Consider the following 16,383-nt stretch of genomic DNA (forward strand, 5'->3'; position numbering starts at 1 on the left):
TGACAAATAGGCCTTGTTTCGTTAGTATCAAAACAAACGAAACAAGGAGTGAGTCAATGTATCCATCTATAACAATCGAGGAGTTGGAACAAAAACGTCAAGAAGGGATAGCAGTGATTGATGTTCGAGAGGAATTACCGTTTAATCAAAATCATTTGCCAGAAGCCATCAACATTCCGTTAAATCAATTGCCTGAAAACATCAATGAATTAGATGATGACACAACCTATTATGTGATTTGTACCTTAGGTGTTCGCTCAATGCAAGCATGTGAATTTTTAGCGCACGAAGGTTATGACGTCGTAAATGTTGAAGGTGGTATGCAGGCCTATCGAGAAATGAAAAAATAAGTTTAAAATAACTGTTAAAACAATAAAATATCCGAATCATATCATGAGGAACACTACTATCTTAGTAGGTTTTCATTGCAAATTCACCAGAATTCGCAACAATTACTCAATATGATTCGGATATTTTTTTTATGTTTCAAAGGAAAGTTGTACTAATCAATAACCTTAATACTATCCATTTTTTGTTTTAAGACATCAGAAATTCTTTTTAGGTCACTGACATGTCCCACAAATTCTTCCATAGTTGCTAAGACTTCTTCTGCGTTGTCAGATACTTCTTCGGTACCAGCAGCATTTTCTTCGGTTGATGCTGAAATACTTTCGAGATTTTCCAATACAATATTTTGAATCGTAACAATGCGATTCGTTGAATTTTCGATTTCGCGAATCCCTTCAATCATTGCTGTACTACGATCAAATACTTCTTGTGAAGAAGCGATTGCTTGTTCAATTAAGCGTGTTTGATTTTCGCCACCATCTAAAGAACGAGAGGCTTGATCGACCGTCTCAGATGATTGGCCTTGAATTGTTGCGATAATGGATTCAATTTCTTTGGTTGAATTTTTACTTTGTTCTGCTAATTGACGAATTTCCGAAGTAACGACCGCAAATCCTTTACCAGATTCACCTGCTCGTGCCGCTTCAATGGAAGCATTTAGTGCTAATAAGTTGGTTTGATAAGAAATATCATTGATAACATTAATGATTTGGTTAATTGCTTGAATACTTTGATTCATACCATTCATGCTATCGACTAAAATGCCGATTTGATTCATTTCATGTTGCTAACTCGTATTGACTTCATTCATTAGGGCCATACTTTGTTGGTTGATACTAGATACTTCTTGTGACTGATTGTTCATGGTAGTCACGTTCGTTGTCAATTCTTGGACTACATCTGATAATTGCTGTAACTGTGATACGCTACGTTCGGTTTCTTGTGATAATTCGAAGAGTGACTCTGACATAGTCGCCACCTGATCACTTTCTTGATGAACTTGTTTCACGATACCAGTTGTGCCATCAATCATATCGTTATAGCTGGCAGCTAAGCGATGAATTTCTGTCCCGTGTTTATCAGGATAGACATAACGACGAACCTTATTTAATAAATTGAAATTTGCCCCTTTTTGTTTGTCTGCTTTTTTGATTTTACGATACGTACCGTCTCGCAATTCATTGAAGTATTCTTCAAAAACAGCAATAATTTCTTTCACGACATTTCGAACAAAGAATGCGAAGAAAATGACAATAATCGCAATAACCACAGCGATGATGATTGAGTTTCTAATTAAAGCTTGTGTTTCGACCGCATATTCATTGGCTGGTAGATGATGACTATTCAGAAGCATTGCCATTGATGAAAACAGATGTTGTCTTAAAAGCAAACCAACAAACATTGATTATTGATACGAAATTTTATCAGGAGAATATGGTTACGAGTTATCGCAGTCAACAAGTAAAACAACAATCGAATAATTTGTATCAATTATTTAGCTATGTCATGAATTACCCCGCACAATCAGAAGAAAGCGTTGGGGGAGTATTGCTTTATGCTAAAACAAAGGCAATCACACAACCTCATCATCGATATACGATGATGGGCAAACAGTTATAGGTCATGGCATTGGATTTAGACCAACCATTTGAAGAAATCAAAGCGCAATTATTGGCACTACCGAAATGTTTTTTCAAGTATCCACAGTGAGTGGGATATCGGCGTTTGAATCGCTTTCTTTCATGATATGATAAAAAAAAAGAGGTGAACAGATGACAACGACTGAGATGTTACTACGAATGGGTTTAGCTGTTTTAGTGTCAGGGTTTATTGGATTTGATCGTGAAGTGAAAAATCGTCCAGCGGGGATACGTACGCATATTTTAGTTTGTATTGGTGCGACAATTATTGCGATGATTCAAGAGAATATTTCTGCCACTGCTTTTGATTTTGCACAGGGGCATCCCGAATTTCAAGGAATTGTGCGTGCGGATGAATCGCGGTTGATTGCACAAGTCGTTAGCGGCATCGGTTTTTTAGGTGCGGGCACAATTATTGTCACAAAACAATCGGTACAAGGTTTGACGACGGCGGCATCTTTGTGGGCAGTTGCAGGATTAGGTTTGGCAATTGGCATGGGCTTTTATCGTGTCGGTTTATTAGGTACGATTGTCATTTTATTGGTGTTAAGTGTCTTAAATCGGATGATTCGTATGCCAGAAATGAGACGTTTAGAGATTAGTTATCACTATTCACCAGAAATGCACCAATTGATCCATGAGGCGTTTGAAAAACAAGGGGTTGTAGTGAAAGATTATATGGTATCTATCCAGTGTGAACAACCAGTTATTTACGAAGATAGTTATCTGTTAGAAGTGCCTGTAGGTTTTTCTCGAGAGGAGTTATTGGCAACTTTGCTGATGCACTCAGAAATTCAATCGATTCGCTTGCGTAGTAATTAAGCAATTTTTTCGTAAAAAATGCCTCGTTCACTTATAATTAGTAAGAGGTGAAAAGATGAAAATTGAAGTAAGACGTCGTTTAATTGGCACGATTCCTTTATTGGAAGTTGTTGAGCAAACGGCATTATATGAAAAACGACCATTGATTATCTATTATCACGGTTGGCAAACACAAAAGGAATTGGTTTTAACGCAAGGAAGAAAATTAGCCCAAGCTGGTTTTCGAGTGTTGCTGCCTGATGCTGCGAATCACGGAGAACGAAAAAATCCAGTGTCTACAATTCCGTCCTTAACGTTTTGGCAAAGTATTCAAACGAATTTATTTGAATTTTCGTTGCTCGTCGATTTTTTCAAGCAAATGGATTTAGTCGATGAATTTATTGGCGTTGGTGGCGTTTCGATGGGAGGTATGACCACCTGTGGATTACTGACACACCATCCAGAAATCTCAGCAGCAGCGTGTGTGATGGGTTCCCCTTCTTATTTAGGGTATCGGGAGTTACTGCAAACAAGTGTGAAAAATCGTGGGTTATCGTTGCCAACTGATTATGAAGCATTGACGAGTTGGATTGAAGCGTATGATTTGATGACTGTCTATCCTACTTTGCCGAAACGTCCGTTGTTCTTTTGGCATGGAAAAGAGGATGAAAAAATTCCCTATACGCAAGTCGCAGAATTTGTTGACGCACATCAAGATGAGTCCATTCAGTTTATTTCAGCTGAAGAACGTCATTTAGTCCGTGGTGAGACGATGACGCAGGTAACAGATTTTTTTATACAAGCAGAAAAGTCACTCTAAAAAGAGCGACTTTTTTACATATCAATTTTTTTGTCTTTATGATAATACGCCAAATCATGAGCAGAAATCTCACGTAATACACGGCAAGGATTACCAACTGCCACCACATTGGCGGGAATATCTTTGGTAACAATACTTCCGGCACCAATAACTGAATTTTTACCAATTGTTATGCCTGGTAAAATCACACTGCTTGCACCAATCCAGACATTGTCTTCGATGGTAACAGGTAAGTTATATTGGGCTTGTTTTTGTCGAAGCGCTGGATGAATGGGGTGTGTCCCAGTTGCTACGGTAACATTTGGACCAAACATAACATAATTCCCAACACGAATGGCGCAATCGTCAACTAAAGTTAAGTTAAAATTCGCATAGACATGGTGTCCAAAGTACACATGCTTTCCGCCCCAATTTGCGTGAAAAGGCGTTTCAATATAACAGTCTTCACCAATTGCTGCGAACATTTCGTTAAGCAAGGCTTGTTTTTCTGCTCTTTTTGAGGGAGGCAGTTGATTGTAGTGAAATAATTTTTCTAGGTAGAGTTCTTGTTCGACACCTAAAGATGGATTATCGGCATAATAAAGTTGTTCGTTGTACATGCGTTGCAAGCTTTCTTCTAATTCCATGAAATACCTCCTAAATTGAATTCCCTTACATTATACCTTTTTTTGTCTTAGAAAGAAAAAAGCACAGAAAAAATTGCTTTGTTCATTTTTGTTTATGTTGAATTTCAAAGTTATCGCGGTATAATAGATTTTGTATCGACATTATTGTAGGGAATGTAACAAGCAAAAAAATCGTTTTTTGTGAGAATATTTCATATAATGGGAAATGTATGACTTGAAGGAGGAGTAACAAAAAAATGGATTATCGCGTATTACTATATTATAATTACACAACAATTGCAGACCCTGAATTATTTGCAAAAGAGCACTTAGCATTTTGTAAATCAATTGGTTTAAAAGGACGTATTTTAGTTGCTAACGAAGGAATTAATGGTACTGTTTCAGGAACAATCGAAGCAACTGATGCGTATATGGCACACATGCATGCTGACGAACGTTTCAAAGATACTTGGTTCAAAATTGATGAATCAGAAGGACATGCCTTTAGAAAAATGTTTGTACGACCTCGTCAAGAATTAGTTGCTTTAAACTTAGAAGACGATATTAATCCACGTGAATTAACAGGAAAATATTTAAATCCAAAAGAATTCAAAGAAGCTTTGTTAGATGAAGATACGATTGTCTTAGATGCTCGTAATGATTACGAATATGATTTGGGACACTTCCGTGGTGCTGTTCGTCCAGATATTCGCAGCTTCCGTGAATTACCTCAATGGATTCGTGATAACAAAGAGAAATTTATGGATAAAAAAGTGGTTACTTATTGTACTGGTGGTATCCGCTGTGAAAAATTCTCTGGTTGGTTATTGCGTGAAGGTATAGAAGATGTTGCCCAATTACATGGCGGAATTGCGATGTATGGAAAAGACCCTGAAGTTCAAGGTGAACTATGGGATGGGAAAATGTATGTCTTTGACGACCGTATCAGTGTAGAAATTAATCAAGTGGATAAACAAGTGGTTGGGAAAGATTGGTTTGATGGCACACCTTGCGAACGTTACATTAACTGTGCAAATCCAGAATGTAACCGTCAAATTTTAACTTCTGAAGAAAATGAAGCCAAACACTTAGGTGGCTGTTGTTACGAATGTGCCGCCAACGAAAACAACCGTTACGTGGTTGCACATAATATCTCACCAGAAGAACGTGAAGCACGTTTATCAGCAATTGCACCAGAAGCAACGGCATAACAAACGGAAAGAAGGGGCTGTTATTAGAGCCCTTTTTTTAGTGGAAAATTTAGTACATTTGATGTAAGAAAATACAAAAGTCCAATCTATATCTGTAGATAGGGCTTTTTTTATGCAAAAAAGTGCGAATGTGACGTATAGATTCGCAAGTATTTGATAAAAAATCCTCCTATCGCCTGATTTTCTTTTTCAAAGTATATGCGATACTATAGAAGAAAGGGAGGGTAATAGAATGGAAGAAAAGAATACATTTCATGTGAATGGTTACTTAGGATTGTTTGTGTTACTTGGATTAATGTTAGCAGGCATTTATTTATTTTATATGGGGGTTACTACAGAAAGTGTTTTCCAAATTGTCACGAGTATTGTGATTTGGATTATTTCGATTTTGTTTATTAGTTCGTTGACAATTGTTAGCCCCAATCAAGCAAAAGCGATTTTATTTTTTGGGAAATATTTAGGAACCATCAAATCAAATGGGTTGTTTATCACAACACCGTTAACACAAAAAATCAATGTATCCTTAAAAGTACGTAACTTTAACAGTTCGTTATTGAAAGTCAATGACAATGATGGCAATCCGATTGAAATTTCTGCAGTAGTCGTTTTTAAAGTGGTGGATACAGCAAAAGCGTTGTTTGATGTTGATTATTACCAAGATTTTGTAGAGATTCAAAGTGAAACAGCAATTCGTCATATTGCGACACAATATCCGTATGATTCATTCAGTGATGATGATGTGACGTTGCGTGGGAATACGGGATTGGTTTCGGATGAATTAGCTAAAGAATTACAAGAGCGTTTAGCAGTTGCGGGTGTGGAAGTAATTGAAACGCGTTTGAATCATCTAGCGTATTCTACTGAAATTGCGAGTGCGATGTTGCAACGTCAACAAGCAAGAGCTATTCTAGCTGCCCGTCAAACTATTGTGGAAGGTGCAGTTACGATGACACAAATGGCGTTAGAACAAATTGAAGAAGGACAAGAAATTAATTTTACTGACGATCGTAAAGTTCAATTAATTAATAATTTGTTAGTCTCAATTATTACCGACCGAGGAACACAACCTGTCATTAATACTGGAGATGTCAAAGAAACGAAATCAAGATAGGAGACTTCGTATGAAAAAGCTATATATTAAACAAAAAGTTTTTAGTATTGGTGAAAAGTTTACAGTGACCGATGAGAATCAACAACCGCGTTATTTTGTTGAAGGAAGTTTCTTTAAAATTCCTAAAGAATTCCGAATTTTAGACGAAAATCATCGTGAAGTGGGCGTGATTACGAAAAAAATCTTTTCATTATTGCCAAAATTCTTTGTTGAAGTTGATGGTGAAGAGATGATTACAATCACGAAAGAATTTACGTTTTTTAAGCCGAAATATTCGATTGATTCACATGGTATTGATGTGGATGGCAATTGGTGGGACATGGACTTTGACGTTCGTGTTCATGGGAAAAAAATTGCTGATATTAATAAGAAGTGGTTCACTTGGGGCGATACTTATGAAGTGACGATTGTGGATGAATCATTTGAACAACTGATTATTTCATTAGTGATTGCGATTGATTGTGTGAAAGCAGATGAGAGTGCCGCAAGTAGTGCTAGTAGTTCTTAGAGTGGAGATTTACATCTTCATTCTTTTTTTGTTCGGTTTTTAATGATTTTGATGTAGTTTTGAAATTGGAATGTTCGAATTTTATCTATTTATAAGAATGATTCCATTTCTTTTGTTATTTTCTTTCGTTTTTTTGTAAAAAAAGTATTTACAACGAATAATTAAAGTGTATAATAAACGAGTGCTTAGATATTAATGTACGTGTTTGGTTGTTTAATTCTTTGTTTTCAACCTAAATACATTCGTTTTTATCTATAATGACGGAAAATTAAGATGATTTTATTCGGAGGGAATATAAAAAAATGAAAAAAACAAAATTTATGAAATTGGCTTTAGCGACAGCAGGAATTGTTGCTGTATTAAGTGGTTGTGGCAATGGCGGAACAGCTAGCTCAGATTCAAGTAGCAGTTCTTCAAGTAAAGCAAGTTCCTCGGAAGTTTCATCCGTTGCGTTAATTACAGATGGTAATGGTGTAGATGACCGTTCATTTAACCAATCAGCTTGGGAAGGTATGGTTGCTTGGGGTGAGGAAAATGGTGTGGAACAAGGAGCAAATGGGTACCAATATTTCCAATCATCAGGTGAATCTGATTTTATTCCGAACATTGACCAAGCGTTAACAGCTGGTTATCAAACCATCTTTGGAATTGGTTTTAAATTACAAGCAGCAATTCAAGAACAAGCAACAGCTAATCCAGATGTGAATTTTGTGATTGTCGATGAAGTTGTCGACGGATTGGATAATACTGTTTCAGCGACTTTCAAATCAAATGAATCTGCCTATTTAGCTGGTTTAGCAGCAGCTTATTCAACACAAACAAATACAGTTGGTTTCTTGGGTGGCATGCAAATTTCATTGATTGAAGCCTTTGAAGCTGGTTTCAAACAAGGTGTTGAAGATGGTGCGAAGGCGTTAGGCAAAGACATTAAAGTGGTCAGCCAGTACGCAGGTGATTTCTCAGCACCAGATAAAGGACGTACAATTGCTTCAGCGATTTATGCCCAAGGCGCAGATATTATCTACGGTGCAGCTGGTGCAACTGGAAATGGCTTATTCCAAGAAGCAAAATCATTGAATGAAACACGCGATGATAAAGTTTGGGTAATCGGCGTTGACCGTGACCAATCGGAAGAAGGAGCCTACAAAAAAGATGGCAAAGAAGATAACTTCACATTAACTTCAACTTTAAAAGAAGTCGGCGAAGCAGTTAAAGACTTAGCAGAGAAATCAAATAACGGCGAATTTCCTGGTGGTGAACACATTGTTTATGGTTTAGAAGAAAATGGTGTGGGTCTAACAGATGGTCAACTTTCAGATGATGCTAAAGCAGCAGTCAAAGAAGCACGTGAAAAAATTATTGCAGGTGACATTGTTGTCAAAGATACGTTAAAATAGCATATAGGATACGACACAGATAATGGAACTTCATTTGTCTGTGTCGTCTTTAATGAAAAGGAGAAATTATGAGAAAAGTTTATTTGAACCATGATGGTGGCGTTGATGATTTAGTGACATTATTTTTAATGTTACAAATGGAAGAAGTAGAAGTCGTTGGTGTAGGGGTTATTCCAGCTGATTGTTATTTAGAACCAGCTGTTTCTGCGAGTCGTAAAATTATTGATAAATTTGGGAACGGACAAAATATTTCGGTAGCAGCCTCAAATTCCCGTCCTAAAAATCCATTTCCAAAAGATTGGCGGATGCATGCCTTCACGGTGGATGCCTTGCCGATTTTAAATGAAAGTGGGAAATTGGAAACGGAATTAGCAGAAAGTTATGCGCATCAACATTTAATTGAGACATTACATGCCCAAGAAGAGCCAATTGATTTGGTATTTGTTGGGCCATTAACCGATTTATCTCGTGCATTAGAAATTGATCCAAGCATTCAAGAAAAAATTGGCAAACTCTATTGGATGGGTGGTACCTTCTTAGAAAAAGGGAATGTTGAAGAACCAGAACATGATGGAACAGCGGAATGGAATGCTTTTTGGGATCCTGAAGCAGTAGCGATTGTTTGGGATAGTTCGATTGAGATTGTCTTAGTTGCTTTAGAAAGCACAAATATGGTGCCACTAACGAACGATATTCGTGACATGTGGGCAAGAAATCGTGCAGACGAAGGGATTGATTTCTTAGGACAAGCATATGCGATTGTTCCTCCATTGGTTCATTTCCAAACGAATTCAACTTATTTCTTATGGGATGTGTTAACTGCGGCAACTTTTGGCAAAGAGGACATGGTCAAAAAAGAAATCGTTCCCTCAATTGTGATTGCTGATGGTGTCAGTCAAGGAAAAACCGAACGTCATGACAATGGACGTCCAGTAGAATTAGTTTATCATGTCGAACATGACACATTTTTTGATTATATTACCAATCTTGCACGTCAAGAGAAATAAACGAATAAATTTAGAAAAGGACTAGATTTCTAGTCCTTTTCTATTTAAAATGAAGGGGAAACGACTAACGAAGGAAGTAGGTAAAATCATGTTATATGGATCAATTGAAGCAGGCGGTACAAAATTTGTCTGTGCAGTCGGTAATGAAGCATTAGAAATCGTGGAACGTGTGAGCTTTCCAACGACTGTACCAGAAGAAACAATGGCATTAGTCATCGAATTTTTCAACAAGCACAAAGAAGAGTTAGTAGCAATCGGTGTAGGTTCGTTTGGCCCAATCGATATTCATCAAGATTCTGAAACATACGGTTATATTACATCAACACCGAAATTAGCATGGCAAAACTATGATTTTGTAGGTACTTTAAAAGAATCATTCAATATTCCTGTTGCTTGGACAACAGATGTCAATGCAGCGGCTTATGGTGAATATGTGTTTGGAAATGGTAAAGGGTTATCAAGTGTCGTGTATTATACTATTGGTACGGGCGTTGGTGGAGGCGCTTTACAAGAAGGACGCTTTATCGAAGGCTTTAGTCATCCTGAAATGGGACATATGTTAGTAGTGCCACATCCAGATGATACATTTGAAGGAAGCTGTCCTTTCCATGGCAACTGTTTAGAGGGGATGGCAGCCGGACCAGCTGTTGAAAAACGTAATGGTCGTAAAGGGCAAGATATTCCAGAAGACGATCCATTCTGGGAAATTGAAGCATATTATATTGCGCAATGTGCGTACAATACAACATTGATGCTGTCTCCAGATGTGATTATTTTTGGTGGTGGGGTCATGAAACAACGTCACATGGTTGAAAAAGTACACCAAGCATTTGCAAAATTATTAAATGGTTACGTGAGAACACCTGATTTAGACAAATACATTGTGACACCTGCTTTAGAAGATAATGCGGGAACACTAGGTTGTCTTGCTTTAGCAAGAAACGCTGAATTACACGGCCATTAATCGAATTTAAAGGGGACTAGCATGAGTTTATATCTAGAAATTCCTGAACTAAATCAACAGTTTCCATATCGTTTTTTATTGAACGACGGCATGACGATTGTTTATCCTCATTGGCATAAAGAAATTGAATTAATTTATGCCAGTCGAGGAAAAGTCAATATTGGCATTGGTCAAACGGTGGTTGCTTTAGAAGAAGGAGAGATGATTTTCTTTGCTAGTGGAGAACCCCATTATTTTCTGGCGTCTCCTGATAGTGAGCGTTACGTGTATCAATTTGATTTGAAATTATTTGATGAATCAAGCTTGCGGAAAAATGAAGAGAATTTGATTACTTTATTTGAACAAGGCGAGCGTCATAGCCGCTATTGGCCTCCAGAATTTAGTGAGACAATCAAAAATCTACTAGTGGAATTGTACGACTTAGAAATCACACAGCCGATGGGTGAAAATTATTTGATTCTTAGTTGTTTGTATCGCTTAATTGGTGAATTTTATCAATCACTGCCACGAAAAACGGAACAAGTAAAAGTCACACCGACTGCAGTCCATCGAAAAGAAACGTTAGAACGGTTAAATCAAGTCTTTGATTACATCGAAACACGTTATCAAGAAGCGATTACTGTGGATGAAGTGGCTAAATTTGTTGGGTTTAGTCCGTATTATTTTACTCGCTTTTTCAAAAAAAATACGGGACAAACATTCATTCAATTTTTGACGGAATATCGCGTCAATCAAGCGAAGTTCATTTTGTCTAATGAAAAATTGCCAATGGCAGAAGTTGCGGAACAAGCTGGTTTTTCGAGTGTCAAAACCTTTCATCATGTCTTTAAAGAAGCTGTGGGACAATCACCGTTGCAATATCAAAAGAAGATGACGGAATAAAAGAGTGGCAGATTTGTAATAGAATCTGCCACTCTTTTTATTTTGTGTATTTTGGTAATGTAATGCGGACGGTGGTTCCAATATTTAAGGTGGAGTCATAAACAATAGCATCTTGAATACCATAATATAAAGAAATTCGTTGTTTAACATTTTGAATACCATAATGTTTTCCTTGATGTGTTAGAATATTTTCTAATTGGTTAGCTGTCATTCCTCGTCCGTTGTCACTAATTTCAAATTGTAAATAATTGTCTAATAATTTTCCACGAATGGTTAGCTTGCCGCGACGTTGATCTTCAATGTGATCGATTCCGTGGAAAATGGCATTTTCTACAAATGGTTGAATTAATAACGTGATAATCTCGTATTGTTTGATTTCTTCATCAACATCAATGTCTAAATCAAAGGAGTAGTTATGCATTTTTAATTGGATTTTGGCATAGGTAATGGTAAGCTCAAGTTCTTTGGCAATTGACAGTCGACTTTTGCCATTATTTAGACTCAAACGATAAAATTGAGAAAGTAATTGAGCCATTTCACTAATTTCTTGATTACCTGTTAGTAGAGCTTTGTTATTGATTAAAGATAATGAATTGTAGAAAAAATGTGGATTGATTTGTGCTTGTAAGGCACGCAATTCATGTTTTTGTTGTTTAATTTCAGATTTATAGACTTTGTTGATAAGCTCTTGAATTTGATGAATCATTTGATAAAAACTTTGATAAAGTTTACCAATTTCATCGTTTGACTGATATGTTGGTTTTAAATTTAATGTGTTCTCAGGCGAATCGTTCATTTGATCAGCCAATTTTTGGATAGGAGCAACTACTGTCTTGGATAGTCCAATAATGGATAAACTCAACATTAGAATGGCAAATAAAAAGATGAAACCAGCAGCAGAAACGAGTAAAAATATACCATTATAAACAGAATACATTGGGCGTGAAAAAGTAATCTCCCAAGAATTTTTTAATTGTTTTTTATTTTGAATCTGCGATTGGTTGAATCTTTGGAATATTCGTGAAAGAACACCTAATTGTTCTGGTCGTTCATTTGAAAATTGAAATAAGTTTTTTTGTTCGGCATCTGTAATAGTTAGTTGATAAGGTTCATTCGAGATATTTTCTAGATTATCAAAAATCGCTTCTGGAGATAATTGAAATACAATAATATTGGTATCTTTATTTTTAGCAGAAAATAATTGGCTATACAAATAAATTTGATTGTTATCTGTATCTACAAAATATGAAATATTTGTTGTATTGTTCAATTTAAAATGTGAAGTGATATCTCCTGGTATTATTTTTTTTACATACTTTCCATGATCATACAAATTAATAGACGTATACAAAGTAATATTCGCAATCGTTTCTTGTTGGGAATAGATACTTTGAAATAAAGGAACAATCGTATTGGTATATAAGTCGTATTGTTCGAAATTACTTGGATTTTCAATGGCTAATTCATCGACTAAAAATTGAGAGCTAGTCAAAAAAGAAATTGCTTCTTCATAAGTTGTTAAACGCAAGTTAATTTGCTGATACGTAGAAGTAAGGTTATCTTGGTTATTTGATTTTTCACGTTCTACGATAAAATGTTGAATAATTCCAATACTAAAAAAAGTAAGTAAAAGTAATGGAAAAAGACTTGCTACAAAGGAAATGACAATGATTTTTCGTTGGAAAGATAGATTTTGAAAGACACTTCTTATTTTATTTTTCATTTGGAATCTGTCCTTTTACTTTGCGAAAGCTTTCAGGTGTGACACCTGTATACTTTTGAAAACTTTTTATAAAATATGAATAACTATTAAACCCTACTAATTGGCTAATTTCTCGTACACGATGGTGTGAGTGAATCAATAATTCTTTGGCTTTTTCCATACGTATCTCGTTAAGGTACTTTGTAATTCCTATTTGTTCTTCTCGTTTGAATAAATCGCTTAAATATTTTGGGGCGAGATGAACGTTATTTGCTAGAATTTCTAAGTTTAATTCTTCTTGATAATGATTCCACATATAGTTTTTTGTTTCTCGAACATACTCATTTGTTGTAGTATGTAAATCATTGAAGCGCTGTTCTACGAGTTTTAATAATTTTACGAATGCTTTTGGTATTTGAATAAAAGATGTGGCATCTAAAATTTTTTCTAAATCAGATCGTACTTCTTTGGGATTAATTTCAACTGTTTCAACGATTGTACGATAAGTAGTCGCAAAGAAAAATTTAACAATACTAGGTGTTTCACTTGCAGCTTGTTCATATTGAGAAAATAACGAAGATAGTCGTTTTTGAAGCAACTCAAAATTTTGTTGTTGAATCGCTTCTTTTATTTTGTTTAAAATTTTTTCTTCTAGGGCAATGTTTTTTGTAGGCAATTTTGTAGCTAAGACGATATTCTTTTCTTTTTTATAAAATTTTTGTGTTATTTGCTCATTGTGTTGTTCGTAAATAGTATAAATTTCTAAAGGATTTTGGAGACGTTGGGATACTTCAATTGTCACTTCAATACCTAAATGTTCTTGAAGTTGTTGAAGGAGTTCACGTTTTTTCAAAATTGCTTCATGAACTGTTACGGTTGAGAGTAAGTAGACAAATCGTGTGAGACTGGTTCGAACAATTATGGTATTTTCTTTATAAAATTGAAGAAAATTTTCTAATTTAGCCGCTTCATCATGATTACTGTCAATCGTCAAGAAATAGGTCACTGTTTTGAGTAATGAAAAAGCCATGGTTTGTTCTTTTGGAGCTAATTGTTCAAAAGAAACACCGCTAAATAATTTTATTAATAAATCTTGTTGACCGATACGTTGCTGCTGTTGTTGTTCTATTTGTGTTTTTTGAATAGCTTTCATTAATTTATCAAGCTGTAAATAAAATTCTTCTGGATTAATTGGTTTTAGCAAATAATTAACCGCTTGCAAATCAAACGCTTTTTTAGCATAAGTAAAATCATCATAGCCACTAATAAACAGTATGGGTAGTTGTTGGTGTTGGATTCTCAGTGTTTCAGCAAGTTCAATCCCTGTTGAAAAAGGCATTTGAACATCCGTAATTAATAAATCAATAGGGTGTTTAGAAAAAATATCTAATGCTTCTTTTCCATTGATTGCTTCGTAGACTATCCATTTTTCAGAATGCTTCTCTAAAAGAAAGCATAGAAGTTCGCGTTGATCAAAATGATCATCAGCGATTAATACATGATACATAGTAGAACCTCCTAAAAAACTAATTGCACAATAAAAGTATAGTCTGAATTATGTGTTCCTACAAATAGGAATAGTATTTATTTTTTTGAAAGCGCTTTATGTTATGGAATTTGTTTTATAAAAATGGAAAATGTTCTATTTAAGTAATGAAAACGATTGCTTATACTTGTATTATCAAATAACGGAGGAATACAAAATGAAAAGTTGGAAAAAAACAGCAATGTTAGCCATTTTACCATTCGTTTTAACAGGATGTGGAGACAAAGAGAGTACAGAGGAAGCACCAACGAATGCTGATGGTGATGTTATCATGACGATTGGTCAACAAACTGCACCTAATTCAAAACTTCCTAAAGGTGATTCATATAGCGATAATGCTTATCGTAGAATTATCAAAGAAAAGTTAGGGATTGAGTTGAAAAGCGCATTTGAAGCAAATGGGGAGGATTATGATCGTCAAGTGTCATTAGCTATTGCCTCAGGAGAAATCCCTGATATGATGGTCGTTTCTAGAGATGATTTGGAAGAATTAGTTGATAATGATCTTGTAGCTGATTTGACAGATGTCTATGATGAGTATGCTAGTGATCGAGTAAAAGACATTTACGATTCATATGATGGGTTTACATTAGATATGGCAACGATTGATGATCGATTAATGGCTATCCCAGGAACAACAAACGATTTTGGTCCTAATATGGTGTGGATTCGCCAAGATTGGTTAGATAAATTAAATATCAAACTCGATGAAGATGGGAATAATGCGATTAGTTTGGAAGAATTAGAATCAACTGCCAAACAATTTAAAGAAAAAGACCCTGGTGAGACAGGAAAGTCAACTGGATTAGCTTTAGCGAACTGGTTGTCCTCTCAAGATCATGGCGGTTCAGGATATACTGCAACAGCTATTATGAATTCCTTTGGCGCATACCCTAAAGTTTACTTAAAAGATGATAAAGGAAAGGTTTATTATGGTTCAAATACCGAAGAGATGAAAGAATCGTTAGTTTATTTAAATAGATTATTCGAAGATGGTCTATTAGACCCACAATTTGGTACACGTACGTATGACGATATTAATGCAATGATGGTCAATGGTGAATTGGGTATAGTACCTGGTCCATGGCATATTCCAGATTGGGGATTAGTTCAAGCTAGAGCGACAAATTCTAATGCAGCATTTGTGCCATATGCGCTTGAAGATAATAGTGGTAATGGAAAAATCAATGAAAGTGAAAAGTCAGCAACAGGTGGATTTATTGTTGTCAGAAAAGGCTTTGAGAAACCAGAAGCATTAATTGAAATTATTAACTTGTTATTTGATGATATCGCAACATCAAAGGATATGGAAAATGACTATCCAGAATTATATGAATACGCACAGTTAGCAGTAGACGGTTCTGTTAAACCAGTGAATATTGAGCTGTTTCCGAACCTAAGTGAGATTGATGATGCGGTGGAAGCAACTAATGCTGCAGAAGGTAAAACAAATATTGAGGATATCACTAAATTTATTGTACAAAATAACGCGCGTAAAATTAAAGCTTATTTAGATAATCCAGAAGAAGCAAGTCCTAGTGATTGGGCATTATATGCTTCTCGAGTATTAGCTGTAAATAATGTTATGAATGGTACGCGTGAAAAGAACTTATTAAATGATGTTCATCCAATTGTCATTAATCAAACGTTGTCTTCTATGGAAAGAAATGGTGCTCAAATTTCTAAGTTGGAAGAAGAAATGTTTATTAAATTTGTGACTGGTGAAGAATCGCTGGATAATTTTGATAAATATGTTAAAACGTGGAACACACAAGGTGGAGAAATAATTGTTAATGAGATTCAGCAATTAGAAGATGAGAAAGAGTAACTAACTGAAGAGA

The 16,383-nt window shown here is 35.5% G+C and carries 17 protein-coding genes; 12 read left to right on the forward strand and 5 right to left on the reverse strand.

Annotated elements, in window-relative coordinates; translation table 11 throughout:
* Positions 1–56: 56 nt before the first annotated feature.
* A complete protein-coding gene (locus PYW32_RS02420) occupies positions 57–350 on the forward strand; it encodes a rhodanese-like domain-containing protein (RefSeq protein ID WP_016175922.1) in 294 nt (97 codons plus the stop codon).
* Between the two features lie 152 nt (positions 351–502).
* On the opposite strand, the gene PYW32_RS02425 is transcribed toward PYW32_RS02420, so the two are convergent.
* Both PYW32_RS02425 and PYW32_RS02430 read right to left on the reverse strand, forming a co-directional pair.
* Positions 503–1,126: a methyl-accepting chemotaxis protein gene (locus PYW32_RS02425; protein WP_016175921.1), complete on the reverse strand. Its 624-nt coding sequence runs from the start codon at positions 1,124–1,126 to the stop codon at positions 503–505.
* A gap of 9 nt (positions 1,127–1,135) precedes the next feature.
* Positions 1,136–1,708, reverse strand: a complete 573-nt coding sequence (locus PYW32_RS02430; protein ID WP_016175920.1) for a methyl-accepting chemotaxis protein — start codon at positions 1,706–1,708, stop codon at positions 1,136–1,138.
* A gap of 2 nt (positions 1,709–1,710) precedes the next feature.
* On the opposite strand from PYW32_RS02430, the gene PYW32_RS02435 reads away from it, so the two are divergent.
* From PYW32_RS02435 to PYW32_RS02445, 3 genes are all read left to right on the forward strand, one after another.
* Positions 1,711–1,968, forward strand: a complete 258-nt coding sequence (locus PYW32_RS02435) for a 5-methylcytosine restriction system specificity protein McrC (RefSeq protein ID WP_016175919.1) — start codon at positions 1,711–1,713, stop codon at positions 1,966–1,968.
* 152 nt (positions 1,969–2,120) lie between these two features.
* Positions 2,121–2,810: an MgtC/SapB family protein gene (locus PYW32_RS02440; protein ID WP_016175918.1), complete on the forward strand. Its 690-nt coding sequence runs from the start codon at positions 2,121–2,123 to the stop codon at positions 2,808–2,810.
* Between the two features lie 55 nt (positions 2,811–2,865).
* Positions 2,866–3,609: an alpha/beta fold hydrolase gene (locus PYW32_RS02445; RefSeq protein WP_016175917.1), complete on the forward strand. Its 744-nt coding sequence runs from the start codon at positions 2,866–2,868 to the stop codon at positions 3,607–3,609.
* A 14-nt stretch (positions 3,610–3,623) separates the two neighbouring features.
* Here the strand turns inward: PYW32_RS02445 and PYW32_RS02450 are convergent, their stop codons facing one another.
* Entirely contained in the window at positions 3,624–4,235 is a 612-nt protein-coding gene (locus tag PYW32_RS02450) for a sugar O-acetyltransferase (protein ID WP_016175916.1), read from the reverse strand.
* Between the two features lie 236 nt (positions 4,236–4,471).
* Here PYW32_RS02450 and trhO point away from each other — a divergent pair, with 236 nt between their 5' ends.
* The 7 genes from trhO (at position 4,472) to PYW32_RS02485 (ending at position 11,294) form a co-directional block, all read left to right on the forward strand.
* Positions 4,472–5,425: an oxygen-dependent tRNA uridine(34) hydroxylase TrhO gene (gene trhO, locus PYW32_RS02455; protein WP_016175915.1), complete on the forward strand. Its 954-nt coding sequence runs from the start codon at positions 4,472–4,474 to the stop codon at positions 5,423–5,425.
* A gap of 232 nt (positions 5,426–5,657) precedes the next feature.
* On the forward strand, positions 5,658–6,536 hold the full coding sequence (locus PYW32_RS02460; RefSeq protein ID WP_016175914.1) for an SPFH domain-containing protein: 879 nt from the start codon (positions 5,658–5,660) through the stop codon (positions 6,534–6,536).
* Between the two features lie 10 nt (positions 6,537–6,546).
* A complete protein-coding gene (locus tag PYW32_RS02465; RefSeq protein WP_016175913.1) occupies positions 6,547–7,044 on the forward strand; it encodes an LURP-one-related/scramblase family protein in 498 nt (165 codons plus the stop codon).
* Positions 7,045–7,346: 302 nt separating this feature from the next.
* Positions 7,347–8,441 carry a BMP family lipoprotein gene (locus PYW32_RS02470; protein ID WP_016175912.1) on the forward strand — a complete coding sequence of 365 codons (1,095 nt, stop codon included), beginning with the start codon at positions 7,347–7,349 and terminating at the stop codon, positions 8,439–8,441.
* 68 nt (positions 8,442–8,509) lie between these two features.
* Positions 8,510–9,448 carry a nucleoside hydrolase gene (locus PYW32_RS02475; RefSeq protein WP_016175911.1) on the forward strand — a complete coding sequence of 313 codons (939 nt, stop codon included), beginning with the start codon at positions 8,510–8,512 and terminating at the stop codon, positions 9,446–9,448.
* A gap of 88 nt (positions 9,449–9,536) precedes the next feature.
* On the forward strand, positions 9,537–10,412 hold the full coding sequence (gene scrK / locus PYW32_RS02480; protein WP_016175910.1) for a fructokinase ScrK: 876 nt from the start codon (positions 9,537–9,539) through the stop codon (positions 10,410–10,412).
* A gap of 21 nt (positions 10,413–10,433) precedes the next feature.
* Positions 10,434–11,294: an AraC family transcriptional regulator gene (locus PYW32_RS02485; RefSeq protein ID WP_016175909.1), complete on the forward strand. Its 861-nt coding sequence runs from the start codon at positions 10,434–10,436 to the stop codon at positions 11,292–11,294.
* 37 nt (positions 11,295–11,331) lie between these two features.
* Here the strand turns inward: PYW32_RS02485 and PYW32_RS02490 are convergent, their stop codons facing one another.
* Both PYW32_RS02490 and PYW32_RS02495 read right to left on the reverse strand, forming a co-directional pair.
* The gene (locus PYW32_RS02490) at positions 11,332–13,017 is read right to left on the reverse strand and encodes a sensor histidine kinase (RefSeq protein WP_016175908.1); all 1,686 of its coding nucleotides are present in this window, start codon (positions 13,015–13,017) and stop codon (positions 11,332–11,334) included.
* Positions 13,007–14,503 carry a response regulator transcription factor gene (locus PYW32_RS02495; RefSeq protein WP_016175907.1) on the reverse strand — a complete coding sequence of 499 codons (1,497 nt, stop codon included), beginning with the start codon at positions 14,501–14,503 and terminating at the stop codon, positions 13,007–13,009. Before PYW32_RS02495 ends, PYW32_RS02490 begins: the two co-directional genes overlap by 11 nt.
* A gap of 196 nt (positions 14,504–14,699) precedes the next feature.
* On the opposite strand from PYW32_RS02495, the gene PYW32_RS02500 reads away from it, so the two are divergent.
* Positions 14,700–16,370, forward strand: coding sequence for an extracellular solute-binding protein (locus PYW32_RS02500; RefSeq protein WP_016175906.1), 1,671 nt, complete (start codon positions 14,700–14,702; stop codon positions 16,368–16,370).
* Positions 16,371–16,383: the final 13 nt, after the last annotated feature.

Source organism: Enterococcus saccharolyticus subsp. saccharolyticus (assembly GCF_029023825.1).
Taxonomy (GTDB): domain Bacteria; phylum Bacillota; class Bacilli; order Lactobacillales; family Enterococcaceae; genus Enterococcus_F; species Enterococcus_F saccharolyticus.